31 protein-coding genes and 1 tRNA gene are annotated in these 25,863 nt (G+C 66.9%); 14 read left to right on the top strand and 18 right to left on the bottom strand.

What is annotated here, in order from left to right; genetic code table 11:
* Positions 1-10 precede the first annotated feature (10 nt).
* A complete protein-coding gene (locus tag AC1RGU_RS11720; protein ID WP_492699898.1) occupies positions 11-1,522 on the top strand; it encodes a hypothetical protein in 1,512 nt (503 codons plus the stop codon).
* On the opposite strand, the gene AC1RGU_RS11715 is transcribed toward AC1RGU_RS11720, so the two are convergent.
* The 3 genes from AC1RGU_RS11715 to AC1RGU_RS11705 are packed head-to-tail and all read right to left on the bottom strand — an operon-like array spanning position 1,486 to position 3,753.
* Positions 1,486-1,707, bottom strand: a complete 222-nt coding sequence (locus tag AC1RGU_RS11715; protein ID WP_307588791.1) for an oxidoreductase-like domain-containing protein — start codon at positions 1,705-1,707, stop codon at positions 1,486-1,488. The two genes, AC1RGU_RS11720 and AC1RGU_RS11715, sit on opposite strands and share 37 nt — an antisense overlap.
* Before the next feature lie 16 nt (positions 1,708-1,723).
* Positions 1,724-3,076 (bottom strand): sensor histidine kinase, encoded by a 1,353-nt coding sequence (locus AC1RGU_RS11710; protein WP_492699900.1) that lies wholly within the window; start codon positions 3,074-3,076, stop codon positions 1,724-1,726.
* Positions 3,073-3,753: a response regulator gene (locus AC1RGU_RS11705; RefSeq protein ID WP_062473345.1), complete on the bottom strand. Its 681-nt coding sequence runs from the start codon at positions 3,751-3,753 to the stop codon at positions 3,073-3,075. The genes AC1RGU_RS11710 and AC1RGU_RS11705 overlap by 4 nt, the downstream gene beginning before the upstream one ends.
* Before the next feature lie 120 nt (positions 3,754-3,873).
* Between AC1RGU_RS11705 and AC1RGU_RS11700 the strand changes: the two genes are divergently transcribed.
* Positions 3,874-4,566, top strand: coding sequence for a phosphatase PAP2 family protein (locus AC1RGU_RS11700; protein ID WP_492699902.1), 693 nt, complete (start codon positions 3,874-3,876; stop codon positions 4,564-4,566).
* Between the two features lie 127 nt (positions 4,567-4,693).
* Here AC1RGU_RS11700 and lpxO read toward each other — a convergent pair whose 3' ends face one another.
* From lpxO to AC1RGU_RS11685, 3 genes are all read right to left on the bottom strand, one after another.
* Positions 4,694-5,590, bottom strand: a complete 897-nt coding sequence (gene lpxO, locus AC1RGU_RS11695) for a lipid A hydroxylase LpxO (RefSeq protein WP_070062382.1) — start codon at positions 5,588-5,590, stop codon at positions 4,694-4,696.
* 93 nt (positions 5,591-5,683) lie between these two features.
* A complete protein-coding gene (locus tag AC1RGU_RS11690) occupies positions 5,684-7,114 on the bottom strand; it encodes a sensor histidine kinase (RefSeq protein ID WP_492699904.1) in 1,431 nt (476 codons plus the stop codon).
* Entirely contained in the window at positions 7,111-7,794 is a 684-nt protein-coding gene (locus AC1RGU_RS11685; protein WP_062473337.1) for a response regulator, read from the bottom strand. The genes AC1RGU_RS11690 and AC1RGU_RS11685 overlap by 4 nt, the downstream gene beginning before the upstream one ends.
* Before the next feature lie 166 nt (positions 7,795-7,960).
* Here AC1RGU_RS11685 and AC1RGU_RS11680 point away from each other — a divergent pair, with 166 nt between their 5' ends.
* Positions 7,961-9,097 carry an alpha/beta fold hydrolase gene (locus AC1RGU_RS11680; RefSeq protein ID WP_492699906.1) on the top strand — a complete coding sequence of 379 codons (1,137 nt, stop codon included), beginning with the start codon at positions 7,961-7,963 and terminating at the stop codon, positions 9,095-9,097.
* Between the two features lie 3 nt (positions 9,098-9,100).
* Here AC1RGU_RS11680 and AC1RGU_RS11675 read toward each other — a convergent pair whose 3' ends face one another.
* Positions 9,101-9,979 carry an NAD(P)-dependent oxidoreductase gene (locus AC1RGU_RS11675; protein ID WP_095950513.1) on the bottom strand — a complete coding sequence of 293 codons (879 nt, stop codon included), beginning with the start codon at positions 9,977-9,979 and terminating at the stop codon, positions 9,101-9,103.
* A gap of 127 nt (positions 9,980-10,106) precedes the next feature.
* Here AC1RGU_RS11675 and AC1RGU_RS11670 point away from each other — a divergent pair, with 127 nt between their 5' ends.
* Positions 10,107-10,460 carry a winged helix-turn-helix transcriptional regulator gene (locus AC1RGU_RS11670; RefSeq protein ID WP_492699908.1) on the top strand — a complete coding sequence of 118 codons (354 nt, stop codon included), beginning with the start codon at positions 10,107-10,109 and terminating at the stop codon, positions 10,458-10,460.
* A gap of 13 nt (positions 10,461-10,473) precedes the next feature.
* Here the strand turns inward: AC1RGU_RS11670 and AC1RGU_RS11665 are convergent, their stop codons facing one another.
* The 3 genes from AC1RGU_RS11665 to AC1RGU_RS11655 are packed head-to-tail and all read right to left on the bottom strand — an operon-like array spanning position 10,474 to position 11,850.
* A complete protein-coding gene (locus AC1RGU_RS11665; protein WP_095746356.1) occupies positions 10,474-10,875 on the bottom strand; it encodes an OsmC family protein in 402 nt (133 codons plus the stop codon).
* Positions 10,876-10,906: 31 nt separating this feature from the next.
* Positions 10,907-11,386, bottom strand: a complete 480-nt coding sequence (locus AC1RGU_RS11660) for a GNAT family N-acetyltransferase (protein WP_492699910.1) — start codon at positions 11,384-11,386, stop codon at positions 10,907-10,909.
* Positions 11,383-11,850, bottom strand: a complete 468-nt coding sequence (locus tag AC1RGU_RS11655) for an Lrp/AsnC ligand binding domain-containing protein (RefSeq protein ID WP_062473326.1) — start codon at positions 11,848-11,850, stop codon at positions 11,383-11,385. Before AC1RGU_RS11655 ends, AC1RGU_RS11660 begins: the two co-directional genes overlap by 4 nt.
* Positions 11,851-11,978: 128 nt before the next feature.
* On the opposite strand from AC1RGU_RS11655, the gene AC1RGU_RS11650 reads away from it, so the two are divergent.
* On the top strand, positions 11,979-13,280 hold the full coding sequence (locus AC1RGU_RS11650; protein ID WP_095746358.1) for a D-amino acid dehydrogenase: 1,302 nt from the start codon (positions 11,979-11,981) through the stop codon (positions 13,278-13,280).
* Positions 13,281-13,322: 42 nt separating this feature from the next.
* Here AC1RGU_RS11650 and AC1RGU_RS11645 read toward each other — a convergent pair whose 3' ends face one another.
* Genes AC1RGU_RS11645 through AC1RGU_RS11630 form a run of 4 tightly spaced genes read right to left on the bottom strand, consistent with a single transcriptional unit; the run spans position 13,323 to position 16,091 of the window.
* Positions 13,323-13,673 carry a hypothetical protein gene (locus tag AC1RGU_RS11645; protein ID WP_492699912.1) on the bottom strand — a complete coding sequence of 117 codons (351 nt, stop codon included), beginning with the start codon at positions 13,671-13,673 and terminating at the stop codon, positions 13,323-13,325.
* Positions 13,674-13,701: 28 nt separating this feature from the next.
* On the bottom strand, positions 13,702-14,526 hold the full coding sequence (locus tag AC1RGU_RS11640; protein WP_062473320.1) for a MetQ/NlpA family ABC transporter substrate-binding protein: 825 nt from the start codon (positions 14,524-14,526) through the stop codon (positions 13,702-13,704).
* A gap of 40 nt (positions 14,527-14,566) precedes the next feature.
* The gene (locus AC1RGU_RS11635; RefSeq protein ID WP_062473319.1) at positions 14,567-15,229 is read right to left on the bottom strand and encodes a methionine ABC transporter permease; all 663 of its coding nucleotides are present in this window, start codon (positions 15,227-15,229) and stop codon (positions 14,567-14,569) included.
* Complete coding sequence (locus AC1RGU_RS11630) at positions 15,222-16,091, bottom strand: methionine ABC transporter ATP-binding protein (RefSeq protein ID WP_062473317.1); 870 nt, start codon at positions 16,089-16,091, stop codon at positions 15,222-15,224. The genes AC1RGU_RS11635 and AC1RGU_RS11630 overlap by 8 nt, the downstream gene beginning before the upstream one ends.
* Before the next feature lie 235 nt (positions 16,092-16,326).
* Here AC1RGU_RS11630 and AC1RGU_RS11625 point away from each other — a divergent pair, with 235 nt between their 5' ends.
* From AC1RGU_RS11625 to AC1RGU_RS11600, 6 genes are all read left to right on the top strand, one after another.
* A complete protein-coding gene (locus tag AC1RGU_RS11625) occupies positions 16,327-17,151 on the top strand; it encodes a MetQ/NlpA family ABC transporter substrate-binding protein (RefSeq protein ID WP_492699915.1) in 825 nt (274 codons plus the stop codon).
* 201 nt (positions 17,152-17,352) lie between these two features.
* Positions 17,353-18,457 (top strand): peptide chain release factor 2 gene (prfB, locus tag AC1RGU_RS11620; RefSeq protein ID WP_095950518.1). Its coding sequence is split into 2 segments (ribosomal slippage): positions 17,353-17,433 and positions 17,435-18,457, totalling 1,104 coding nucleotides; the frame shifts between segments, so codons are not numbered across the junction.
* A 3-nt stretch (positions 18,458-18,460) separates the two neighbouring features.
* On the top strand, positions 18,461-19,150 hold the full coding sequence (locus AC1RGU_RS11615) for an HAD family hydrolase (protein ID WP_070062371.1): 690 nt from the start codon (positions 18,461-18,463) through the stop codon (positions 19,148-19,150).
* Positions 19,134-21,833, top strand: coding sequence for an aminopeptidase N (pepN, locus tag AC1RGU_RS11610; protein ID WP_492699917.1), 2,700 nt, complete (start codon positions 19,134-19,136; stop codon positions 21,831-21,833). Before AC1RGU_RS11615 ends, pepN begins: the two co-directional genes overlap by 17 nt.
* A gap of 23 nt (positions 21,834-21,856) precedes the next feature.
* Complete coding sequence (locus tag AC1RGU_RS11605; protein ID WP_056571748.1) at positions 21,857-22,870, top strand: class 1 fructose-bisphosphatase; 1,014 nt, start codon at positions 21,857-21,859, stop codon at positions 22,868-22,870.
* Between the two features lie 25 nt (positions 22,871-22,895).
* Positions 22,896-22,971 (top strand) — tRNA-Thr (locus AC1RGU_RS11600).
* A gap of 26 nt (positions 22,972-22,997) precedes the next feature.
* Here the strand turns inward: AC1RGU_RS11600 and AC1RGU_RS11595 are convergent.
* Entirely contained in the window at positions 22,998-23,510 is a 513-nt protein-coding gene (locus AC1RGU_RS11595) for a phage protein Gp37 (protein WP_492699919.1), read from the bottom strand.
* Between the two features lie 35 nt (positions 23,511-23,545).
* Here AC1RGU_RS11595 and AC1RGU_RS11590 point away from each other — a divergent pair, with 35 nt between their 5' ends.
* Positions 23,546-23,680, top strand: a complete 135-nt coding sequence (locus tag AC1RGU_RS11590) for a hypothetical protein (protein WP_492699921.1) — start codon at positions 23,546-23,548, stop codon at positions 23,678-23,680.
* Between the two features lie 2 nt (positions 23,681-23,682).
* Positions 23,683-23,886, top strand: a complete 204-nt coding sequence (locus AC1RGU_RS11585; RefSeq protein ID WP_492699923.1) for a hypothetical protein — start codon at positions 23,683-23,685, stop codon at positions 23,884-23,886.
* A 14-nt stretch (positions 23,887-23,900) separates the two neighbouring features.
* Here the strand turns inward: AC1RGU_RS11585 and AC1RGU_RS11580 are convergent, their stop codons facing one another.
* The 3 genes from AC1RGU_RS11580 to AC1RGU_RS11570 are packed head-to-tail and all read right to left on the bottom strand — an operon-like array spanning position 23,901 to position 25,130.
* Positions 23,901-24,479 (bottom strand): DUF6680 family protein, encoded by a 579-nt coding sequence (locus AC1RGU_RS11580; protein ID WP_492699925.1) that lies wholly within the window; start codon positions 24,477-24,479, stop codon positions 23,901-23,903.
* Between the two features lie 51 nt (positions 24,480-24,530).
* A complete protein-coding gene (locus AC1RGU_RS11575) occupies positions 24,531-24,779 on the bottom strand; it encodes a hypothetical protein (RefSeq protein WP_492699927.1) in 249 nt (82 codons plus the stop codon).
* A gap of 6 nt (positions 24,780-24,785) precedes the next feature.
* On the bottom strand, positions 24,786-25,130 hold the full coding sequence (locus tag AC1RGU_RS11570; RefSeq protein ID WP_492699929.1) for a hypothetical protein: 345 nt from the start codon (positions 25,128-25,130) through the stop codon (positions 24,786-24,788).
* A 334-nt stretch (positions 25,131-25,464) separates the two neighbouring features.
* Here AC1RGU_RS11570 and AC1RGU_RS11565 point away from each other — a divergent pair, with 334 nt between their 5' ends.
* Entirely contained in the window at positions 25,465-25,740 is a 276-nt protein-coding gene (locus AC1RGU_RS11565) for a hypothetical protein (protein WP_492699931.1), read from the top strand.
* Positions 25,741-25,863: the final 123 nt, after the last annotated feature.

Raw genomic sequence — 25,863 nt, 5'->3', positions numbered from 1 at the left:
ATTCGGACGCATGTCTCGCCCTCACTCCTACCTCGATGTCCTTGCGCGGGTTCTGGCGCTGCCGATGTCGGAAAGCCTTGCGTCTTCTGACGAGCGCTTTCACGCGGCATCGGCGGGTGAAGACGCATTGATCGTCGATGTCGAGAAGCGCCGCTACCACCGCGTGCCCGATGCGCGTCCTCAGCGCTTCGATGACACGGCGCATGACGGCGTCGCGCAGGCAGCGCTGCAGCTTGAACACCGCGATGGCATCCGCACGATCGCGCTGGCCGCGCAGGACGACAGCTTCTGGACGCCGCTGCCCGATCCGCGCGTGATCGGCCTGCCGCGCATCGTGCAGCGGCATGACACGGCGTGGACGTCTCCGGCACCGCCGCCTTCAAATGCCCCTTCACGAACCAGCATCACCGACTGGCTGGGTTCGCTGGTCGCGCTGGCGGTGCTGGCCTTCTTTGCCGCCTTCGGTTTCAACGCACTGCGCTGGTCGCTGGAGGGCGGTTGGAACCTGCTGTGGCTGCTCGTGGGGCTGCCGGTGTTTCCGGTCTTCACCGTGCTGACACTGTCGACCGCCTACGGCTTTTTCCGAACTGCGGTGCCACCGCGCCAGGCCCTGAACGCGATCGATGTCCGTCGCGACGAGCGCTTTCGCATCGGCGAACCCCTGGCGTTTCGCGTGGATGCCACGGTGCCGGCGTCGGTGGGCGATCAACCCGCGGAGCCACCGCCCCAAGTCTTTGCTCGCCTGACCGCCCAGACGGTGAACGACAAGGAAGATGGCAGTTGGTCGGTGAACGATTGGGCGTGGGACGCGGACCCCGCCGACTGCGTTTCATCGACGCTCACCGGCACAGGCGAACGCCACGTGCACTATGCCGGCACCGTGACGGCATCGCGCAACATGCCGCGCAAGGCACAGGAGCGCTGGCACCTGGCGTTGTCCGCCAACCAGGAAGCGGGAACCGAGCCGTTCTATGTCACCAGCCTCGCCACGCCGCCCTTGATCACGCCCCATCGGGTGGTGCAACCGCCGGATCGCCTGGCACAGCTCAATGCCCTGCTGCACGACGATGAGTTTGAGTTGGCCCGCACGGCCTACGGCAGAGAAGGCAGCAGGGCATTCTTCGACGACTTCACGCCGGAAGATATCCGGGCAGTGTTCACGGTCGACGCCGAGGCAGTGGTGGACCACGCGATGGCCACTGCTTGGTACGAAGGCAAGATCAAGACCGAGCGAGTCGGCGGCGACAGCTCCTACTACCTACTGAAGGAAGGCTCTGCCTACAAGGTGATGTTCACCGAACGCTGGTGGACCGAGTCGCTGTACGAGTCGACCGATCTGCGCAGCACCGTGGCACGCTACCTCGTGGCAACCAACCTCTTTGTCCGACGCCTGCCGGGCGCGCAAGCGCTGGAGATTCCAGCGCCCTACAGCGACATGAGGTCCGACTCAGCCCCTTCGGTTTCCGCGACCGACGAGACGCCTCCTCAATCCAGCAGCAGCGACGCCTCATCCCGCCAATAGGCCACCGCCGCCAGCCACCCTTCCCACACGCACCCATTGCAGCCGCGCCCGCAGCAGGTGGTCGGCTCCGGCGGCGGCGCGCGCATCGCCACCCCTTCGGCATCGAGCATCGCCTGCACGCGCGCGATCAGCGCCTGCGCGCCGGCGAGGTTCGTGGGTTCGGGCAGCCGGTCGATGGCGTTCATGGTGGGCGGCTCTTCTTCAGGCCTCGAGGCTCATCAGTTCGAGCCGCATCTTCGCGCCGCCCGATTCGCTCGATCCGATGCTCAGCTGGCCGCGGTGCAGCCGCGCCACCTCGGCCACGAGGTGCAGGCCCAGCCCGGCGCCGCGCCCGCGCGGCACGAGCCGGTGGAACGGCGCCACCACGCGCTCGCGGTCGGCCTCGGGAATGCCGGGGCCCGAGTCGCGCACCTCGATGCACGAGGGCTCGCACAGCCGCACCTGGATGTCGCAGCCCGGCCCGCCGTGCTCGATGGCGTTCTGGATCAGGTTGGTGAGCGCGCGTTCCAGCGAGGGCGCATCGCCGCGCACCGTGAGCGGCTGCGGCGCATCGACCGACAGCGTGCAGCGGCTGCGGATCGCGAGCGGCGCGATGTCGGCCGCCACGCGCTCGCACAGCGACTTCAGCTCCACCTGCTGGTCCAGCGACAGGCCGTGGTCCAGGCGCTGCAGGTCGAGCAGCTGCTCAGCCAGCGTGGCCAGCCGCGCCGAGGCCTGCATGAGCTTCATCTTCAGCGGGTCGTTGGGCAGGCCTTCGAGGTGGATCTGCAGCGTGGTGATCGGCGTGCGCAGCTCGTGCGCGGCGTCGGCCAGGAAGCGCTCCTGCCGGTCGTAGCCTTCGTTGAGCCGGTCGAAGGCGCGGTTGACCGCGTTGACCAGCGGACGGATCTCGCTGGCCACGTTGGCCAGCGGCAGGCGCGTGGTGCGCTCGTGCACGTCGATGCCCTCGGCATGCTCCGCCGTGGCCACCACGCCCTTCAGGCCGCGCTTCACGACGAACGGCGTCGCCAGGATCACGCCCAGGCAGGTGACGAGCGCCATCGGCGCCACCAGGAACAGGAAGGCGATGCCGGTGCCCTTGAGCGTGTTCTCCACCGTGAGCGGGCCGCCGGTCTGCGCCATCACGGCCACCGGGCCGGCGCGCGATTCGATGCGCTCGAAGCGGGCCTTGGGGCGGGTGCCGTCGCTCTCGGGGTCGATGGCCACGCGCTCGGTGTCGTCGAGTGCATCGAGCAGCCGCAGGTAGGCGGGCGGCACCTCGCCGTGGCGCAGTTGCACGCCGCGCGGGTCGCGCACGATGAACCAGAACTGCGGGTCGGCCTTCTGCAGCCGCCGCAGCGCGCTCGTGGGCTCGACCACCAGCTGGCCATCGGCGCCGCGCATCAAGGCGCGCTGGATGGCGGCCACCGTCTCGTGGCCGGTCTCGTCGACCACGCGGCCCAACGCCCACGCCAGCCCGAGGAAGCCGCCCATCACCAGCAGGCCGACCACCACCTGCAAGAGGATCAGGCTCCAGATCAGCCGCCAGCGCAGCGAAAGCAGGCTAAGGCTCATGCCGACTGCGGCGCGCACATCAGGTAGCCCACACCGCGGATCGCATGGATCTCGACCTGCGCGCCGGCCTTGTCGAGCTTGGAGCGCAGGCGCGAGACGTGCGTGTCGAGCGCGTTCGACTGGATGTCGTCCTTGTGGCCGTACACGCGGTCTTGCAGCGCCTCGCGCAGCACGGTGCGGCCGCGGTGTTCGAGCAGCGTCTCGAGCACCAGCAGCTCGCGCCGCGGCAGCGTGAGGCAGGCCTCGCCCACATGGGCCTGGCGCGTGTGGTGGTCGAAGCGCAGCTGCCCGAGCGTCATGATGAAGTTGGCGCGCACCGCGGGGCGGCGTGCCAGCGCGCGCACGCGGGCCAGCAGCTCGTCCATCGAGAAGGGCTTGGCCAGGTAGTCGTCGGCGCCGCCATCCAGGCTCAGCACGCGCTCGGCCACGTCGGTCATGGCGGTGAGCACGAGCACGGCGCAGGCGATGTGGTTCTGCGCGAGGAACGCGACGAGCGAGAGGCCGTCGCCGTCGGGCAGGCCGCGGTCGAGCACGACCACGTCGTAGGGCGCGCCGAGCGCGGCCTCCTCGGCCGCGCGCAGCGAGCTCGCCACATCGACCACCGCCTGGTTCTGGCGCAGCGCCGACGCGAGCGCCTGCGCCAGGTCGGCTTCGTCTTCGACAAGCAGGATTCTCATGGGGGGATGGGGAGAGGCCGGACAGGCGGGTGATTCTAGAGAGCCCCACATGAGGTAACGCAATGTTCACGCAATGCATGCGCCTACGCTGTGGCGCTTCCCTCTCCTGAAAGCGCACCGGTGACGCTGCCCTCCCGCCCGAACCCCGCCGCCCTCCCCGTCACGCCCTGGCACCTGGCGCTGGGGCAGCGCTTCGCCACGCTGTGGGTCGTGAAGATGATCGGCACCACGCTTGGCATCTCGGGCTTCTTCGTCCTGTACTTCTGGGTGATGCACCACCCGCCCTCGGTGCCCACGGTGATGCCGCTCACCGCCATCGACCACTGGGTGGACGTGAGCGACGACGCGATGCTGCTGTACAGCTCGCTGTGGTTCTACATCTCGCTCGCACCGGCCTTCACGCAGAACAAGGCCGAACTGTGGGCCTGCGCGCGCGGGGCCGCGCTCATGGCGGCCATCGGCCTGGCGGTGTTCTGGTGCTTTCCGACGGTGGTGCCGAGCTTCGCGATCGACTGGTCGCAGTACCCGGCGCTGCAGTTCCTCAAGAGCGCCGATGCGGGCGGCAATGCCTTCCCGTCGCTGCACGTGGCCTTCGCCGTGTTCGCTGCCGTGTGGCTCGGCCGCCAGCTGCGCAGCGTGCAGGCGCCCGCGTGGACGCAATGGGTGAACGTGCTGTGGGCCGTAGGGATCGTCTACTCGACGCTGGCCACGCGCCAGCATGTGCTGCTCGACGTGCTCGGCGGTGTGCTGCTGGCGGGCCTGGTGTGCTGGCGTCGCGCGCCGCGTGCCCGTTTGATACTGGCTGAGGCCTGAGCAGCGCTGTCAGGCTGGATCCTTCAAGAACCACCGCGGAACCGGCTTTGCCGGGCCGCCGGTGGTGCCCCCGGTAGGGGGTTGGCGCAGCGACACGAAGTGCGCGTAGCCTGGGGGCGAGCCTAGTTCACCAGAAGATCCAGAGCGCCAGGCCGCCGAAGATCGTCCACTTGACCAGGTAGTACGCGCGCTTGTCCCAGGCCTTCAGGCGCTTGCCGATCACGCGGATCTGGTAGATGTACTTGAAGGCGCGGTTCAGGCCGCCCGTCTTGTCGCCCGCGTCGTTGGGCGAGGCGGCGGCGGCCAGCAGGTTCTTGGCGAACCAGCGGTTCACGGCGCTGGCCCAGCGGTACTTCAGCGGACGCTCGATGTCGCAGAACAGGATCACGCGGTCGTGGTCGGTGGTGTTCTCGGCGTAGTGGATGTAGGTCTCGTCGAACACCACGGCCTCGCCGTCGCGCCAGTGGTAGCGCTGGCCGTCCACGTCGATGTAGCAGCCTTCGACGCCCGGCGTCCACAGGCCCAGGTGGTAGCGCAGCGAACCCGCGAACGGGTCGCGGTGACGCACGAGGCGGCTGCCCGGGGGCAGCTCGGCGAACATCGCGGCCTTGATGGTGCCGATTCCTTTGAGCAGCTCGGTGGTGCGCGGGCACAGCACGGCGGCCGAGGGGTGCGCCTCGTCGTACCACTTCAGGTAGAAGCGCTTCCAGCCGCTCTTGAAGAAGGAGTTGAAGCCCACGTCGTTGAACTGGCTCGAGGCCTTGATGCTGCCGCCGTTGCGCATGGCCAGCGCTTCTTCGCGGATCACTTCCCAGTTTTCCTCGAGGATGCGCATCTCGGGGAACTGCGCGGGCGACAGGTACGGCGTACCGGGCACCTTCGAGAAAAGGTACATGAAGACGTTCAGCGGCGCCAGGAAGGTCGAGTGATCAGAGAGCTGTCTGAAGAACTTGTGCCGGACCTGGCCGCGAAAGTGAACGTAGAGTGCGCTGAGCACGAAGATGGCAAGAATGACCCACTTCATTGGTGAAAGTGTCCTGTAGACGAGCGCCGGGGGAGCCGGCTAGTGTAAATCCTTGCCCCGGAACAGGCCCGGCCGGGGCCTTTTCCCCCGGGCTCAGGCGCCGACGAGCAAAGGCTGCGGCACGTCGGCCTGCGCCAGCGGCAGCCGCACTGTGGCCAGCAGGCCGCCACCGGGGGCCTCACCCAGCACGGCCTCGCCGCCGTGCCGGTCGACCACCGACTTGACGATGGCCAGGCCCAGCCCGCTACCGCTTTGCGTCTGGTCGGGGTTGCGGAAGAAGCGGTCGAACACGCGCTCGCGCAGCCCGGGCGGAATGCCCGGGCCCGTGTCGGCCACGGTCAGCAGCGCCCGTGCGCCCTCGCGCGCCACGTGCACCGTCACGGTGGCGCCGCAGGGGCTGTACTTGATCGCGTTGTCGATCAGGTTGTCGATCATCGAGACCAGGCTCTCGCGCTCGCCGAGCACCGGCACGGCGTCGTCGCACACCAGTTCGAGCTCCACGCCGCGCGCACGCGCCAGGCCCTCGATCATGGCCAGCCGGTCCTGCACCAGCCCGTCGAGCGACAGCATCACGGGCAGCGCATTGGTGGCCACCGCGTCGCTGCGCATGAGCTGCAGCAGCTGCCCCACCAGCCGGGCCGCGCGGTCGTTGCTGCGCAGCAGGTTGGCCATGAGTTCGCGCTGGCCTTCGTCGCTGCTCTGCTCCTTCAGCGCCTCGACGTTCACGCGCATGGCCGCCAGCGGCGTGCGCAGCTCGTGCGCCGCATCGGCGATCAGGCTGCGCTCGCGCGTGGTGCTGTCGCGCACCCGCAGCAGCAGGCTGTTGATGCTCTGCACCATCGGCTTGAGCTCCTTGTGCGGCGGCGTGTACGACAACGGCGTCAGGTCGTCGGGCCCGCGCTCGGCGGTCTCGCGGCTCACCTGGCGCCACGGACGCAGCGCCAGCCGCACCGACAGCCAGGCCGGAAAGACCAGGAACGGCAGGCTGATCACCAGCGGCAACAGGTAGTAGCCGCGCGACAGCACGGTGACGGCCAGCCGCCACACGCTGGGCTCGGCCAGCACCACGCGGGTGTCGGCGATGGGCGAAGCCATCGTGCGCGCGCGCCACTCGCGGCCGCCCGCGACCACGGTCTCGTTGCGGTCGGGCACCGAGTTCAGCAGCACGGGCACACCGGCGCGCGAGTTGTAGATCAGCTTGCCGTGCTGCCACACCTGCATGACCGCCAGGGCTTCGTTGGTTTCGTCGCCGTCGCTGAGCGCCTCGATGAGCGCGGCGTCGAAGGCCTCGAGCGCCTCTCGTTGCCGCTCGGGTTGGTCCTCCAGCTTCTGCGCAATGGAGATCGCCGCCTTGAAGATGCTGGTGAACCGGAGCAGCCCGGGGTCCTTGTACGAGTCGTACAGCAGCAGCCCCACGGCCGAGGTCCACAGCAGCGCGACCACGGCCATCTGCGCCACCAGCAGGCGGCGCATCAGGGACGGCTGGTTCCAGTTCTTCCAGCCGCGCGCCAGCTGGCGCATCATTTCGACGGGCTCCGCACCAGCGACTGGGTGTCGATCACATAGCCGATGCCGCGCACCGTGCGGATGTAGCCCTGCCCGATCTTCTTGCGCAGGTTGGAGATGTGCACCTCGAGCGAATTGCTGCCGTTGGCCTGGCCGCCGGGCAGCACCTGCTCCTCCATCACGCGGCGCGTGACCACGCGGCCGGTGCGCTTGAGCAAGAGCGCGAGCAGGTCGAACTCGCAGCGCGACAGCTCCACCGGCTCGCCATCGACGATCACGCCGCGCGTGGGCTCGTGCAGTGCCAGGCCGCGCATGCGGATGGTCTCGTCGTTGAAGCCGTAGCTGCGCCGTGCCAGGGCCCGCACGCGCGACAGCAGCTCAGCCAACGCGAAGGGCTTCACGAGGTAATCGTCGGCGCCGTCGTCCAGGCTGCGCAGGCGGTCGTTGAGCGCGTCGCGCGCGCTCAGCACCAGCACCGGCAGGATCTGGCGGGTGCGGCGCAGGCGCAGCAGCAGGTCGAGCCCGTCGCCGTCGGGCAGGCCGAGGTCGAGCAGCACCATGTCGAAGGCGCCGTTGTCGAGGGTGCGCAAGGCGTCGTCGAGCCGGCGGACCCACACCACGTCCAGGCCCTGGTTGGCGAGCGCAATGCGCACGCCGTTGCCAAGATCAAGATCGTCCTCAACAAGCAAAAGATTCATGGGAAGGATTCCAAGCGAACAAGCCCGGTTCCGGGAAGTGGCCGAAGTATCTGCCACACCCCGTCGTTGCGCTTCAGGAAGCCTTCATGAAGGCTGCAGGGCTTCTTCAGGTGGCGTGCCCACACTGCAAGGCTCCTGTTTTCCTCTTCCTGCCTGGAGCATCGACGTGCCTCGCCCCTGTCTTTCCACGGTCCGCCCGCACTGGGCGAACCCGCTTCACTTCCAGCGCCGCGACCTGCTGCGCGCCGTGCTCCTGGGCAGCGCGGCCGGGCTGGCCGCTTGCGGCGGTGGTGGCGGTGGCAACACCGGCCCCGCCCCCATCGGCAACGACCTTCCCGTGGCGGCCACCGACCGCCGCGTGAAAGTGTCGACCACGCCCGAGGTCTCGCTGCACGTGCGCGACTGGCAGCGCAGCGACGACGGCGGTCCCGTGCTCGTGCTGCTCGCCGGCCTGGGCGGCAACGCGCGCTGCTTCGACAGCCTGGCGCCCGCGCTCGTCGCGGCCGGCGCCGCCTCGCGCGTGCTCGCCGTGAGCCGGCGCGGCTACGGCCTGTCGGACAAGCCGCTGCCGGTGAAGAGCGCCACGCAGCACTACGAAGTCGACACGCTGGTCGACGACCTGGCCGCGCTGTGCGATGCGCTCGGCCTCACGCGCGTGGTGCTCGGCGGCCACTCGATCGCGGGTAACGAGCTCACGCGCTTCGCGGGCCGCTTTCCCGAGCGGGTGCGCGGCCTGGTGTACCTCGATACCACCTTCGACTACACGAAGGACGCCGACACCGACGGCGAAGACCCGCCGCTGAACCGCCGGCTCGACGAGCCCGCGCCCACGCCCGAGGACGGCCGTTCGATGAAGGCGGCCATCGCCTACCTGCGGCGCAAGTCCAAGAACTGGTGGCCGGCGCTCGAAGCCAACCTGCGCGACGCGCTCGAGGTGCTGGCCGACGGCAGCGTGCGGCCCAACACGCCCGACGCCGTGGAGACCGCGATGGACACCGCGGCCCACCGCTTCTCGCCCGACTACCGGCCGGTGCGCGCGCCGGCGCTGGTGGTGACCGCGCTGCCGTTCGACCAGCGCGACCTCTTCCCCTGGCTCGAACGACCGCTCGACGCGCAGACCGGCCAGGACGCCGCCGACTTCCTGCGCATCTTCCGCCGCGTGCGCCGCGCCGACGCCGACCGCCTGGCCACCGCGCTGCAGACCTCGCACCGGCTCACGCTGGACCACTGCAACCACACCGACTTCTTCATGGAACGCGAGGCCGAGGTGGTGCGCGCGATCCAGTCGATGCGCTGGGCCTGATCCTTACTTGCGCAGCAGCTTGATCAGCGCCGCCAGTTCCTCGCCGCCGAGCCCCGCCGCATCGGCGCGCCGGAACAGGCCCGCGGCAAAGGCCGGGAACTCGGTGTTGATGCCCGCCTCCTGCGCGGTCTGCAGGATGCGCTGCGTGGCCTCGACCGAGATGCGCATCGGGCTCTGCGTGATCGCGAAGTCGCCCGACTGGATGACCGCGCCCTCGTGCTGGAGAAAACCCGCGAAGGTCGGCATGATGCCGGCCACGATGCGGCCGTACTCGGCCACGTCGAAGCCTTCGTGCTCGGCGATGCGCGCGCCGTGCAGGAAGCCGAGCATCGTGCCGTAGATGCTGGACAGCGTGGCCAGGTCCATGGCCGCGGCCGCGCTGGCCTTCTCGCCGAGGTAGACGATGCCGCCGGCCAGCACCTTCAGCAAGGGCTCGGCCTCGGCGAACACGGCCTGCGCACCCGACACCAGCAGCGGCGTGTCGGGCCGGCCCATCTGGTCCGGTGCGGCCTGGATCGCGCCTTCGAGGTAGGCGGCGCCGTGGCGGTGCGCCCAGGCCTCGGCCTCGCGCGCGTCCTTCGGGCTGCCGGTGGTGAGCTGCGCGAGCAGGCGGCCGTCCATGGCGGCGGCCACGCCGTCCATCGCGAAGATCGCGTCGGCGGCGCGGTAGTCGTACACGCACATCACGGCCATGCGACTCGCGCGCAAGGCCTCGGCCGCGCTGCGCGCCAGCACGGCGCCGCGGGCGACCAGCGCGTCGGCCTTGTCGGCCGTGCGGTTCCACAGCGTGACCTTGTAGCCCTGGTCGAGAAAGAGCCGCGCGATGACGACGCCCATGGCGCCCAGGCCCAGAACCGAAACTTCCTTGTTGGTGTTGCTCATGGCAATCCGATGCAGTGGTGGTTGATGACGCCTGCATGGTAGAAATTGCACTTCCACATGGTCAAGTACCTACGATAAAGTAAGGTACTTACCAAATGGGAAGTATTGGAATCGCAAGGAGCAAGAGATGGCAGCGAAGAAGCCCTACAACTGCGGCATCGGCCCCGCGTTCGAGGTCATCGGCGGCAAGTGGAAAGCCGTCATCCTGTGGGAGCTGCACCAGCAGCCCTACCGCTTCGGCGAGCTGAAGCGGTTGCTGCCCGAGGTCAGCGAGAAGATGCTGATCCAGCAGCTGCGCGAGATGGAAACCGACGGCCTCGTGCACCGCGAGGTGTTCCACGAAGTGCCGCCGCGCGTCGAGTACTCCGAGACCTCGCTCGGCGCCACGCTCAATGCGGCGCTGGGGCCGCTGGCCGATTGGGGCGACCGCTATGCCAAGCGCGTGGCGGCGGCGCGCAAGCAGGCCGAAGCGGCCAAGTAAGGGCGCAACGCGCTCAGTCGGCCCAGCCGGTTTCGATCTCGGTCTTGACCTCGGTCATCAGCTTGTGCACCGGGCACTTGCCCGCCACGCGCAGCAGCTCATCGCGCTGCGCCTCGCTCAGATCGCCCGTCAGGCGCAGGCCCGACTTCAGGCGGTAGATGCCCTTGCGCTCCTCGCTGTCGTCGCGGTCGACCACGACCTCGATGTCTTCCACCGGAATGCCCTTGCGGCGCGCGTAGAGCAGCACCGTGAGCGCCTTGCAGGCCGCCAGCGACGCGTCGTACAGGTCGTGCGGCTCGGCGCCACCGTCGCTGCCACCGCCCGCGGGCGATGCATCGACGGGGATCTCGTGGTTGCGGATCTTGAGGATGTGGCGCGTGCCGGTGGTGCCGTCGCGGCGGATCGAGAGGGTCATGCCGATGTCCTTGAAGGGGTGGAAAGAAAGCTCAGGCCAAGTCTTTCACATACAGGATGGTCGTGAATCCGCTGTGCCATTCGAGGTCGGGGTAGCGGCCGGCCTCGCGGTAGCCGAGCGCGCCATACAGGCCCTGGCTCTGCGTGTTGAAGGTGTCGGTCTCCAGCCGCGCCTGCGCCACGCCGTCGGCGCGCATGCCGGCTTCGGCAAAGGCCATGAGCGCGCGGGCGATGCCCTTGCGCTGGTGCGCGGCGGGCACGTGCAGGGCCTGCACGAAATCGTGTTCCCAATGGACCATGCCGACCACCTCGCCCTCGAGTTCCGCCACGAAGAAGGCCGGGCCGCTCTCGTCGATGTAGCCCACGGGCTCACCGCTGTCGGCATAGGCCTTCGCGGCCTCGGGCGTGAGCTGCGGCAGCCAGGTGCTCGCGAAGGTGTCGTCGAGGATGGCCTTCACCGCGTCGAAGTCGGCCAGGCGCCAAGGCCTGATGACGATAGCGGCCCCGCTCACCGGTCCACCGCCAGCATCAGCGTTTCCTTGATCTCTTCCATCACCACGTAGCTGTGCGACTCGGCCGCCACCGGCAGCTTCTTGAGGATGTCGCCCAGCAGGTGCCGGTACTCGCTCATGCCGCTCAGGCGCGCCTTCACGAGGTAGTCGAAGCTGCCCGACACCAGGTGGCATTCGAGCACCTCGGGCATGTGCAGCAGCTCCTGCTTGACCTTGTCGAACACGTCGCCCGACTTGGCCGAGAGCTTGATCTCCACGAACACCAGCAGCGTCTTGCCCAGCGCCTCGGGCGACACGTGCGCGTGGTAGCCGGTGATGACGCCGTCGCGCTCCATGCGCTTGACGCGCTCGGCGCAGGGCGAGGCCGACAGGCCGATGCGCTCGGCCAGTTCGGTCATGGAAATGCGGCCCTGGCGCTGCAGCAGGTCGAGGATCTTGCGGTCGATTCGGTCGAGTTCGGGCATTTCACTCCGCGCGGGGCCTTGGACGGTTTTCGGCAGCGATTTTCACGGCCAAAGACCAAAAAACAATGGAATCCACTGCATTGTGCACTTTAGATTCACATCATTCCATTCAGATCAGCGGATACACCATGAAAGTCATCGTTCTCGGCGGCGGCGTGATCGGCACCACCACGGCGTACTATCTCGCGCGCTCCGGCGCCGAAGTCACCTTGCTCGACCGGCAGGCCGGACCGGCCGAGGAAACGAGCTTCGGCAACGCCGGCCAGGTGTCGCCCGGCTACTCGACGCCGTGGGCCGCGCCCGGCATTCCGCTGAAGGCGATCAAGTGGATGTTCCAGAAGCACGCGCCGCTGTCGATCCGCCCCGACGGCACGCTGTTCCAGCTGCGCTGGATGGCCGCCATGCTGCGCAACTGCTCGCCCGAGCGCTACGCGGTCAACAAGGAACGCATGATGCGCGTGGCCGAATACAGCCGCGGCTGCCTGCAGCAGCTGCGCGCCGACACCGGCCTGCAGTACGAGCACCGCACCGGCGGCACGCTGCAGCTGTTCCGCACGCAGGCGCAGCTCGACGCGGTGCAGCGCGACATCGCCGTGCTCGAGGAATGCGGCGTTCCGTATGAACTGCTCGACCGCGACGCCCTGGCGCGCGTCGAACCCGGCCTGGCCGGCGCGCGCGAGCGCCTCACGGGCGGCCTGCGCCTGCCCAACGACGAAACCGGCGACTGCCACCTGTTCACGCGCGGCCTGGCCGAGATCGCGCACGGCCTGGGCGTGGACTTCCGCTTCGGCCAGACCATCGACGGCCTGGAGACCGACGGCGGCCGCATCACCGGCGTGCGCACGCGTGCCGGCAAGATCCTCACGGCCGACCGCTATGTGATGGCCTTCGGCAGCTACTCGCGCGCCGCCATCGCCTCGCTGGGCCTCGACATTCCCGTGTACCCGGTCAAGGGCTACTCGCTCACGGTGCCGCTGCTCGACGAATCGCTCGCGCCGCAATCGACCGTGCTCGACGAAACCTACAAGGTGGCCGTCACGCGCTTCGACAACCGCATCCGCGTGGGCGGCATGGCCGAGCTCGGCGGCTTCGACCTGCGCCTGAACCCGGCGCGCCGCGCCACGCTCGAGAAGGTGGTGAGCGACCTGTTCCCGGGCGGCGACCTGCCCAACGCCAGCTTCTGGACCGGCCTGCGCCCGATGACGCCCGACAGCACACCCATCGTCGGCGCCACGCGCTACCCCAACCTGTTCCTGAACACGGGCCACGGCACGCTGGGCTGGACCATGGCCTGCGGCTCGGGCAAGCTGATCTCGGACCTCGTGACGGGCCAGCGGCCGGAGATCCGCACAGATGGATTGGCGATGGACCGCTACACGCAAGGGCCGTCGCGTTCGGCGCGCCCGAGCCCGACGACGGCGCCGGCCTGACCGACGCCTGGGAGGCGACGGGCCGCCCGGGCCCGCGCTGACCTACTCGTCGCTCGCGTCGTTGCCCGTCATCGCGAGCACCTCTTCGACAAAGGCCTCGAAGCGCGGCAACGCGGCAGGCAGCCCGTCGGGCGAAGCGGCCTCCCCCGCATCGAAGAAATGCGGCGCATCGGCGGGAATGGCGACCCATTCCCCACCCTCGACCAACAACCCCAGATACCCGTCCGCCGTCGGCAGATAGAACAGCCCCGCGCTGTCGAGCACGCGCTGGCCGTCGGCCTCGCCGCGCCCCCAGCGCACGCCGTGGCGCGCGAGGTGGTCGCTGATCCAGCCGTCGCACACGTGCGTGTCGCGCCAATTGGCCTGGCCATCGAATACGGCGAGCACGGGCATGGGGCGTCCTTCGCTGAAGCGTGAGGGGTTACTGCAGGAAGCTGGGCTTGGCGTAGCCCTGGAACTTGCTATCGACCACCGTCTTGAATTCCTTCGAGCGGTAGGCCTCGGCGATGTCCTTGGCCCAGGCGGCGTTCTTGTCGGCGCTCTTCACGGCGACCACATTCAGGTAGTAGTCGGGCGTCTTCTCGAGCACCACGGCCTCGGTGAGCTTCAGGCCCGACGAGATTGCGAAGTTGCCGTTGACGATGGCGTACTCGGTGTCACCCAGCGAACGCGGCAGCTGCGCGGCCTCGAGCGGAATGAACTTGAGCTTCTTCGGGTTCTCGGCCACGTCCTTCTCGGACGCGCGCAGCGGATCGATGCCGGCCTTGATCGTGACCAGCTTGTTCTGCTCCAGCAGCACCAGCGCGCGCGCCAGGTTGCTCGGGTCGTTCGGCAGCGTCACGCGGTCGCCTTCCTTCACGTCGGCCAGCGTCTTGCGCTTGGTCGAGTACACGCCCATGGGCGCGATCGGGCCCTGCACCAGCTCGGCGAGGTCCAGCTTCTGGTCGGCCGAGAACTTCTGCAGGTAGACCCGATGCTGGAAGAAATTGGCGTCGAGCGAGCCCTGGGCCAGCGCGAGGTTGGGCTGCACGTAGTCGTTGAACTCGACCAGCTTCACCTTGTAGCCCTTCTTCTCGAGGATCGGAATGATGCCGGCCTTGAGCTGGTCGGCATTGGAGCCGGCGGTGCCGCCGATCACGAGGTTCTTCTTGGCGTCCTGCGCCTGCGCCGACAGCGAGAGGCCGCCGAGCGACAGCGCGACGAGGGAAACGGCGAGGACGGAACGGCGCAGCAGTGCGGTTTTCATGGAATGAACAGAAAAATGAAGGGGAAAAGAAGGAAACGAATCAACGCTTGTCGAGCCGGCGCGCCGTGGTGTTGCCCACGAACTGCAGGATCTGCACCAGCACCACGAGCAGCGCCACGGTGAGCACCATCACGTCGGTCTGGAAGCGGTAGTAGCCGTAGCGGATCGCCAGGTCGCCGATGCCGCCGCCGCCCACCACGCCGGCAATGGCCGAGTACGACAGGAAGCTCACGGCCAGCACGGTGAGCGCCAGCACCAGCCCCGAACGTGCTTCGACGATCAGCACGCGCCAGACGATCTGCAGCTCCGAGGCGCCCATGGCATGGGCCGCCTCGATCACGCCGCGCGGCACCTCGCGCAGGCACTGGTCCACCAGCCGCGCAAAGTACGGAATGGCCGCGAACGACAGCGGCACCGCGGCCGCCAGCGGGCCGATGGAGGTGCCCGCGATGATCCGCGTGAACGGCACCAGCGCCACCAGCAGGATGATGAACGGGAAGGAACGCACCGTGTTCACGATCCAGTTGAGGATGTGGAACGCCGGCTTGTTCTCGAGCGACTGCCCCGGTCCGAGCAGGAACAGCAGGATGCCAAGCGGCCCGCCGATGAGCACCGCCGCTGACAGGCCGATGGCCAGCATCAAAAAGGTCTGGCCCGTGGCCGTCCACAGCTCGGGAAGGATGGGGGTGATGTTCTCAAACATAGGCCAGCTCCTGCGCGTTGCGCTGTGCGGTCGCCACGCGCGGCGCCACGGGTTCGCGCGCCTCGCGTTCGCGGCGGCGCACCAGTTCGTCGATCTCGCGCCCCAGCGCGGTCTTGCGCTCCTCGCTCGGCGCATCGACGGCGAACTGCTCGATGAGGCGGCCCTTTTCGAGGATGGCCACGTTGCGGCACAGCACCTCGACCACCGAGAGCTCGTGCGTGACGATCACGATGGTCACGCCGATCTTCTGGTTGATGTCGCGCAGCGTCTCGAGCAGCGCGCGGGTGGTTTCGGTGTCGAGCGCCGAGGTGGGCTCGTCGCACAACAGCACCTGCGGGCGCGGCGCCAGCGCGCGGGCGATGGCCACGCGCTGCTTCTGGCCGCCCGAGAGCTGGGCCGGGTAGGTGTCGATCTTTTCGGCCAGGCCCACGAGGTCGAGGCACTCGCGCACCCGCTCGTTGATCTCGGCCTTGGAGTGGCGGCCGTGGATCTTCAGCGGGAAGGCCACGTTGTCGAACACCGTGGCGTTCTGCAGCAGGTTGAACTGCTGGAAGATCATGCCGATGTTCTGGCGCGTGTCGCGCAGCTCGCGGCGCGAGAGCGTCGTGAGGTCGCGCCCGCCGACGAACACCTGGCCCGCGTCGGGCCGCTCCAGCAGGTTGATGAGGCGCAGCAGCGTCGACTTGCCGGCGCCGCTCTTGCCGATGAGGCCGAACACGTCGCCCTGCTGGATCTCGAGCGAGAGCGATTGCACGGCATCGAACACCTCGCCGCTGGGCAAGGCAAACGACTTCTGCACCGATTGAAGACGGATGACCGGCGCCGCGTTGCCGCGTGCCGCATCAGGCGAAGGGAAGGTCATGAAAGAAGGCGCGGGCCGCACAGGCGCGACCGCGCAGGTTCGCAAAAAGGTGCCGAGTATGAAAAGAAACAAGCCGAAAGGGAACGAACAAATCGGCTCGTGCTTATATGAAAAATCAAATAAGAAAGACCACATGGGGCGAGTGCGCGCCATATCGATATGAGGATTGGTTCGTTCCCGATTCGCGGCGGCAATGCCACATTCGGCGCCTTCATTTCTTCGATTTCGCGCCACCATGCATTCCACTTTCCGCCGCCGCGGCCTCACGCTCGCCACCCTCGCCACCCTCGCCACCGCCCTTTTCGCCGGCAGCGCCGCCGTTGCGCAGGACAACAAGAACACCGTCAAGGTCGGCATTTCCGTCGGCAGCGCCGAGCAGGTGTTCGAGGTGGTCAAGAAGGTCGCCGCCAAGGACGGCCTGACCGTCCAGGTCGTGGTGTTCAACGACTACCAGCTGCCCAACGCGGCGCTGGCCGCCGGCGACCTGGACGCCAACGCCTTCCAGCACCAGCCCTTCCTGGACAACCAGATCAAGGCGCGCGGCTTCGACCTCGTGCCCGTGGGACTGACCATCACCGCGCCGCTGGGCTTCTACTCGCGCAAGATCAAGTCGATCGACCAGCTGGCCGACGGCGCCTCGGTCGGCATCCAGAACGACCCCTCGAACGGCAACCGCGCCCTGCTGCTGCTGCAACAGGCCAAGCTCATCACCCTCAAGCCCGAGGCCGTGAAGAACAACAACGCCACGCCGCTGGACGTGGTGACCAACCCCAAGAAGCTCAAGCTCGTGTCGCTGGACGCCGCCCAGCTGCCGCGCTCGCTCGACGACCTGGCCATTTCGGCCATCAACAACGACTACGCCGAAAAGGCCGGCCTGTCCTTCGGCAAGGACGCCGTCATCAAGGAATCGGCCCAGAGCCCGTACGCCAACCTGATCGCCGTGCGCCGCGCCGACAAGGACAAGCCCTGGGCCAAGCGCCTCGTGGCGGCCTACCAGTCGCCGGAGGTGCGCAGCTTCATCGAGACGCAGTTCAAGGGGTCGCTCATCCCCGCGTTCTGATCCCGGGACTTTCTCCCTCCCCTCCCGGGGAGGGCCGGGGTGGGGGCAAGCGGCGCTCGCAAGGAGCGCCCTGCCCGCCCCCATCCCAGCCTTCCCCCAGAGGGGGAAGGAGCAATCCAGGGACTCTGCGGGGCGGGTGGCCCGAGCGTGAGAAAATGACGGGTTCCCCCGAACACCAACCTCACACAGTCAGGACACCCCATGGACGCAGAACAGATCAACCAAATCGGCGCAATGCTCGCGGACCTGAGCGTCCGTACGGTCGATTTACGGAGGTATCTTTGACTACGATGCCAAAGCTGAACGACTGAGGACAGTCAACGCATCGCTCGAAGACCCGAACGTCTGGAACGACCCCAAGAAGGCCCAGGAACTGGGCAAGGAAAAGAAGTCGCTCGACGACGTGGTCGTCACGCTCGACCGGCTCACCAACGGGCTGTCGGACAACACCGAGCTCTTCGAAATGTCGAAGGAAGACGGTGACCTCGATGGCCTGCAGGCCATTGCCGATGACGCCGCCACGCTCGAAGCCGACATCAAGCAGCTCGAATTCCGCCGGATGTTCAACAACCCGGCCGACCCGCTGAACGCCTTTGTCGACATCCAGGCCGGCGCCGGTGGCACCGAGGCCTGCGACTGGGCCAGCATGCTGCTGCGCCAGTACCTGAAGTACGCCGAGCGCAAGGGCTTCAAGACGCAGATCGAAGACGAAACGCCCGGCGACACCGCCGGCATCAAGGGCGCGACCATCAAGGTCGAGGGCGACTACGCCTTCGGCCTGCTGCGCACCGAGACCGGCGTGCACCGCCTGGTGCGCAAGTCGCCGTTCGACTCGTCGGGCGGGCGCCACACCAGCTTCGCATCGATCTTCGTGTACCCCGAAATCGACGACTCGATCGAGATCGAGATCAACCCTTCGGACGTGCGCACCGACACCTTCCGCGCCAGCGGCGCCGGCGGCCAGCACATCAACAAGACCGACTCGGCCGTGCGCCTGACGCACATCCCGACCGGCATCGTGGTGCAGTGCCAGGACGGCCGCAGCCAGCACAGCAACCGCGACGTGGCGTGGAAACGCCTGCGCTCGCGCCTGTACGACCACGAGATGCGCAAGCGCCAGGAAGAGCAGCAAAAGCTCGAGGACAGCAAGACCGACGTGGGCTGGGGCCACCAGATCCGCAGCTACGTGCTGGACAACAGCCGCATCAAGGATCTGCGCACCAACGTCGAAGTCTCGGCCACGCAGAAGGTGCTCGACGGCGACCTCGACGTGTTCATCGAAGCCTCGCTCAAGCAAGGCGTCTGACCGATGAGCCTGAACACCGGCAGGGTCGAAGCCCTGATCTTCGACATGGACGGCACCATGATCGACTCCATGCCCTGGCATGCGCGCTCGTGGGTGACCTTCGCGCAGCGCCACGGCGTGCAGCTCGACGTGAGCGAGATCCTCGCGCGCACCACGGGCCGCACCGGCACCGAGAGCATGCGCGAGCTGTTCGAACGCGAGCTCTCCGATGCCGAGTGCCAGGCGATGGTGCACGAGAAGGAAGAGATCTACCGCGAGCTCTTCCACGACAACTTCACCGAAGTGGCGGGCTTCACCGCCTTCGCCAAGGCCGCGGTGGCACGCGGCCTGAAGGTGGCGGTGGGCACGGCCGGCGACCGGCACAACATCGCGTTCGCCATGTCGCGCCTGAAGATGGACCCGCTGCCGCTGGCCATCGTCGGCGGCGACGAAGGCTTTTCGGGCAAGCCCACGCCCGCGATCTTCCTGGAAGCCGCGCGCCGCATCGGCGTGGCGCCCGAGCGCTGCATCGTCTTCGAAGACGCGCCCTTCGGCATCGAAGCCGCCCGCCGCGGCGGCATGCGCGCCGTGGCCGTGTGCAGCACCCATACGGCCGCCGAGCTGGCCGGCCCCCACGTGATCGCCGCCGTTCGCGACTACAACGAACTGGCCCATTCGAATTTTCTGGAGACCCTCGATGCTGCTTCAGCGTGACGCCCAAGGGCAACCCATTGCCATCCGCCGCGAAGACTATGCCGCGCCGGCGTTCTGGATCGACACCGTCGACCTGACCTTCGACCTCGACCCCGCCAAGACCCGCGTGCTCAACCGCATGCAGCTGCGCCGCAACCCCGAGGTGCCGGCCCAGCCGCTGCGCCTGGACGGCGACGAGCTCAACCTGGCGCGCGTGCTCGTGAACGGCCAGGGCGCCTCGTTCCGCATGGAAGGCGACCAGCTCGTCATCGATGGTTTGCCCGATGCGTTCGAGCTCGAACTCTTCACCACCTGCTGCCCCATCAAGAACACCAAGCTGATGGGCCTGTTCGTGAGCGAAGACACCTTCTTCACGCAGTGCGAGGCCGAGGGCTTCCGCCGCATCACCTACTTCCTCGACCGTCCCGACGTGATGGCGATGTACACCGTCACGCTGCGCGCCAGCAAGGCCGCCTACCCGGTGCTGCTGTCGAACGGCAACCTCGTCGACCAGGGCGAACTGCCCGAGGGCCGCCACTTCGCCAAGTGGGTCGACCCCTTCAAGAAGCCCAGCTACCTGTTCGCCCTGGTGGCGGGCAAGCTCGTGGCGCGCGAGCAGCGCATCACCGCGCGCAGCGGCAAGGAACATCTGCTGCAGGTGTACGTGCGCGCCGGCGACCTCGACAAGACCGAGCACGCCATGAACTCGCTGGTCAACTCCGTGCTCTGGGACGAAGCCCGCTTCGGCCTGCCGCTCGACCTCGACCGCTTCATGATCGTGGCCACCAGCGACTTCAACATGGGCGCCATGGAGAACAAGGGCCTGAACATCTTCAACACGAAGTACGTTCTGGCCAACCAGGCCACCGCCACCGACGCCGACTACAGCAACATCGAAAGCGTGGTCGGCCACGAGTACTTCCACAACTGGAGCGGCGACCGCGTCACGTGCCGCGACTGGTTCCAGCTGTCGCTGAAAGAAGGCCTCACCGTCTTCCGCGACCAGGAGTTCAGCCAGGACCTGTGCGCCGACGCCTCGGCCCGCGCCGTGAAGCGCATCGAAGACGTGCGCGTGCTGCGCACCGCCCAGTTCCCCGAAGACGCCGGCCCCATGGCCCACCCGGTGCGGCCCGACAGCTACATCGAGATCAGCAACTTCTACACCGTCACCATCTACGAAAAGGGTGCCGAGGTCGTTCGCATGATGCAGACGCTGGTCGGCCGCAAGGGCTTCGAAAAGGGCATCACCCTGTACTTCGAGCGCCACGACGGCCAGGCCGTGACCTGCGACGACTTCGCCCAGGCCATTGCCGACGCCAACCCCGACTCCGAACTGGCCCGCCTGCTGCCCCAGTTCAAGCGCTGGTACAGCCAGGCCGGCACGCCCCGCCTGGCCGCGCACGGCGTGTACGACGCGCAGAACCGCAGCTACACCCTGAGCGTGGTGCAAAGCTGCCCGCCCACGCCGGGCCAGCAGACAAAAGAACCCTTCGTCATTCCGCTGAACATCGGCCTGCTCGACGCCGCCACCGGCCGCGAGCTGCCCATGCAGCTCGAGGGCGAGAGCGACGTGGCACGCGGCACCCGCACCATCGTGCTGTCGCGCGCCGGCGAGCAGATCACCTTCGTGGGCCTGGACGCCGAGCCCGTGCCGTCGATCTTGCGCGGCTTCAGCGCGCCGGTGATCCTCGACTTTGCGTACACCGACGCCCAGCTGCTCACCCTGCTGGCCAACGACCCCGATCCGTTCAACCGCTGGGAAGCCGGCCAACGCTTGGGCCTGCGCGCCGCGCTGCAAGCCATTGCGGCGCACGCCACCGACACCACGCCGGTGCTGAACGACGCCTACCTCGACGCCATGCGCGGCGTGCTGCGCCACCCGCAGCTCGACGCCGCCTTCAAGGAACTGGTGCTCACGCTGCCGTCGGAAACCTACATTGCCGAACAGCTCGACGTGGTCGATCCGCAGCGCGTGCACCTCGTGCGCGAAGCCATGCGCGCCCAGCTCGCCACCGCCCTCTTCGCCGACTGGGAACAGGTCTACGAAGACAACAAGGACACCGGCGCCTACACGCCCGACCCGACCTCGTCGGGCCGCCGCGCGCTGGCCGGCATGGCGCTCAACTTCCTGTGCCTGGCGGCGCGCGCCTCGGGCGACACCGTGTGGCCCGGCAAGACCCTGCAGCGTTTTAAAGACGCGGGCAACATGACCGACCGCTTCAACGCGCTCAACGCCCTCGTGTCGTCGGGCCACACCTTGGCGGCGCAGGCGCTTGCGCGCTTCCATGCCATGTTCAAGGACGAGGCGCTGGTCATCGACAAGTGGTTCTCGTTGCAGGCCGGCGCCAGCGACCGCGGCGGCGACATCCTGCCGCTGGTGAAGCAGCTGATGAAGCACCCCGACTTCTCGCTGAAGAACCCCAACCGCGCGCGCAGCGTGATCTTCAGCTACTGCAGCGGCAACCCCGGCGCCTTCCACCGCGCCGATGCGGCCGGCTACGTGTTCTGGAGCGACCGCGTGATCGAGCTCGACGCCATCAACCCGCAAGTAGCCGCACGCCTGGCGCGCGCACTCGACCGCTGGAGCAAGCTGGCCGAGCCGTACCGCAGCGCCGCGCGCGAAGCGATTGCCCGCGTGGCCGCCAAGCCCGACCTCAGCAAGGACACCCACGAAGTCGTCACCCGCGCCCTTGCCGGAAACTGAACCCACCGAACCCCACAAGATCCATGGCTCAACAAAAAATCTCCTTCACCCGCTACCTCGTCGAGCAGCAACGCGCCGACGGCCTCATTCCCGGCCAGCTGCGCCTGCTGCTCGAAGTGGTCGCCCGCGCCTGCAAGAGCATCAGCCAGGCCGTCAACAAGGGCGCGCTGGGTGGCGTGCTCGGCACCGCCGAGAGTGAGAACGTGCAGGGCGAAATCCAGAAGAAGCTGGACATCATCGCCAACGAAGTGCTCATTGAAGCCAACGAATGGGGCGGCCACCTCGCGGCCATGGCCAGCGAAGAGATGGAAACCATCCACGTGGTGCCCAACCGCTACCCGCAGGGCGAATACCTGCTCATGTTCGACCCGCTCGACGGCAGCAGCAACATCGACGTCAACGTGAGCATCGGCACCATCTTCAGCGTGCTGAAGAAGCCCGACGACACCCCCGGCGTGCAGGAAGCCGACTTTCTGCAGCCCGGCACCCAGCAGGTGGCCGCCGGCTACTGCATCTACGGCCCGCAGACCACCCTGGTGCTCACCGTAGGCAACGGCGTGGCCATGTTCACGCTCGACCGCGAACAAGGCAGCTTCGTGCTCACGCAGGAAGACATCCAGATTCCGGCCGACACCAAGGAATTTGCCATCAACATGAGCAACATGCGCCACTGGGACGAGCCCGTGAAGCGCTACATCGACGAATGCCTGGCCGGCAAGGAAGGCCCGCGCGGCAAGGACTTCAACATGCGCTGGATTGCCAGCATGGTGGCCGACGTGCACCGCATCCTGATGCGCGGCGGCGTGTTCATGTACCCGTGGGACAAGCGCGAGCCCGAAAAGGCCGGCAAGCTGCGCCTGATGTACGAGGCCAACCCCATGAGCTGGCTCGTCGAGCAGGCCGGCGGCGCCGCCACCAACGGCAAGCAGCGCATCCTCGACCTGAAGCCCACCAAACTGCACGAGCGCGTGAGCGTGATGTTGGGTTCGCGTCACGAAGTCGAGCGTTTGACGCAGTACCACGCCGAGAAGCCTTGATTTCTTGGCTATAATCTGAGGCTTCGCCGGTGTAGCTCAGTCGGTAGAGCAGCTCATTCGTAATGAGAAGGTCGGGTGTTCGATTCATCTCTCCGGCACCAAATAAAAAGCCCCTGATTCGCAAGGATCAGGGGCTTTTTGCTGTGCGGCCTAGAAATTGCGGCCGATGAGGTGTAAGCGGACGCGTGGCGCTGAATTTAGGCTCACGCGTCCGAAATGTAACCATGCGTCCGGCCGTCGGACGCCCCGGGCCGAGCCATTCTGCCGCGGTTTGAGGCCCTTCGAAGCCTCTTAAAAGTTCCTGATCAGCAGCTCGCCCCTGGGCTCCCGGCCGTGGCCCTTGGCCCCGACCGTGTAACTGATGGCCACGCGCTTGATGGTCATCGTTCTCGACCAAGGCGCGCTGAGCAGACAGCACCTCGAAGCTGCCTGTGACGCGAAAGCGGAGGCGGCTGATGCGCGTCGAGTCGCTCACCTTGTCGAAGGTGACCCACGCCGCGGGCAAGGTGCGCACCCAGGAGAACAGCTCGTCGTCGAGCTGGGCACCGTAGCTTTCGACAGTCAGCCCCGTGTAGGGTCTGCTCACGCCGTGCAGTCTCGCCAGCATGGCTTGCTCGATCTGTTGGATGGGGCTGCTCATAGAACCACCCCGCGTTCGATTTCGGGGCGTTCCTGGTGAGCAACATCGGATGGCTGGCGTTCAGCGCCGCGCGACGGCACTGGGGGCTGCTCGCCCAGCAGGTGTTCTTTCTCGTGTCGAGCTTGATCGGCTTGTGGAACTGGTGGCTCGGGCCACTGGTGCTGAGGTGAGCATGTTGAGCGTCGTCGTGCGCCTGCGATCGCCCTGGCTTCGGGTGCCCCTTGTTTCGCTCCTGTTCCCGCTGGAGTTCGTTAGGAACTTCCTGCGTACCCTTGCATGCAGCCCGTCGCGCGTGCTCCAGGCGTCGTACTACGACCTGCCATTCGCGCTGTATTGCGCCGCCCTGGGCGGGGCCTTCGTCAAAGGCAAGCTGTGAACGCCCCCGCAGAGCTAAGTCTTCGGCCGATCGTGCGCTTCACGAGCAGACAGTTCTGCTGCAGGCTGCACGGAAATCGCTTGCTTGCCGGACAGTACGTCGATGATCAGCCGGCGCATCGCCGCATTTTCGTTGCCCTGCAGCACACTGGCCTCCGGGTAGTAATGGGCAGAGCGAAGCTGATCACGGTCGAACTTGAACCGATTTGCGACAGCGAGCTTCTCAAGCATATTGAGAAAAAGCTCGTTAGCCTTCGCGTTCCACTGTTCTCTTCTCGCGTCGTCGAGCGGTCGGAGGTCGATGTCCAAGTGCCGCAAGTATTCGCGCCAGGAAGTGATGACCTCGTCGTCCGCCGTGCTCCGGCGCGGACGACCATCCTTTCCCTGCTTTCCGAAGTACGCCAGTTCGATGGTGTTCAGCGCGCGGATGTGCTCGGGCGACAGCCGTTCGGATCGCGTCGACATCAGGGCGACGAATACCCGAACTTTTCGGTCTTCGATCTCACGTCGGCGCTCCAGCCACTTTTGCGCTTGCACAGCAGCAATCGGGCCCACCAACGTCGCAAAAACGATAGCAAAGTCGCTCCAGGTCATTCCCACCTCCATGAGTTCGGGCTCGGAGTATGGCGTGCTGGGGCCTCGACGTCAGTCGTCGAGGTCGTATTGACTCTGCAGCGACCGAATGATCCGCGCAATGTCGGCGCGGTGGGTGGCGCGATCGCTCACGATGCGGTCAGTCCAATTCGGCTCGCCTTCGTCGGGGAAGACTCTAATCGCTCCGCCGCAGTGCACGTCGGTGATCTGGCCGCGCAATTCGGGCACCGACTCGATACGCTCGATGAGCATGGCCTGCAGCTGCTCGCCGGTGCGGGTGGGCTTGGATGCCAGCAGCACACCCGACTAGATCAGATCTTCAACGTTGGGGAGCGGTACTGGAGAAACAACGTAGGTGGTGCCGTTGTTGTCCTGCTTGATAACGAAACCGAAGACAAAGTCCGTGTCGCTCGGGATCCAGAACACAACGGGATCTTGACGGAAGTCGCCTGCCCACCCGGCTTCAGCAGCGGCCTGCTGAGCGCTTTCCCAATCCGCAATGAAGCCGTCGAAATCGACTGGCATGCCGAAGTTCTTACCTTGCACTCGTTCCAGCGCCAGCTGACCGGCAAGGATCTTTGCCGTTTCTTCAACGGTTCGAAGAAATTCCCAATTGTTGTCAATGGGAGAAATTTCGTAGGCGTGCCACATGCGCGAGTTCCTTTGTACAAGCGCGCCAATTTAGCAGAGGGGTGGTGATGCCTACATACCGTCACGCCTCTTTCGGCTTCATTCATATGAAAGGCACCAAGCTGCCTGAGTCGTGTGGTGAGCGTCTGCTGATCGATGGGGGGATGGTCGTGTGTGCCACTTGGAGCGAATTCCTTTGCGACGGCCCGGGTACACATCGCCGGACCTGCGACCGGCCACTGTGCGAAGCGCACGCGACACAAACGGGCCCGAATAACCACCTCTGCCCTGCGTGCCGCTCTGCGGCTGCCGATGCGAGCGGCCAGCGCAGCCTTTTTACTCACCTGGTGCAACCATGAGCCCATCCGAATTTGTCAGCACTGAGCCCTGCGTCGTGCACGCGATCGATGCCAAGGCGCCCTATCCAGTGCGCTCGCAAGATGCCCGTTTCACGCTGCCCCCGCTCGACGACGATCTCCGCGAGATCCTCGGACGCCCCAATTTCGGTTGTGGTCAAGTCGCTGCAGTCCTGCGTCTCGGTGGAATGGAGATCGCACACAAGGCGGAGGCCGAACAAGCTGCGGTGATTCACTGGATGCTCAGCAGCTATGCGGCGCACGGTGCCGACTGATGGCTGCATTGCCGTGACGAACTTCAGGTAACCGTTGATGCCCACAAGGCTGCGAGGAGCAACGGATAAGCAAGCTTGCCCGCGATCATCGAAACTCCGACCTCGCCAAGATCCACGTGGCCA

This window comes from Variovorax sp. GW823-FHT02B07 (genome assembly GCF_058797695.1).
Note: the sequence above shows the minus strand (reverse complement) of the source record. Positions and strands in the feature narration are given on the sequence as shown.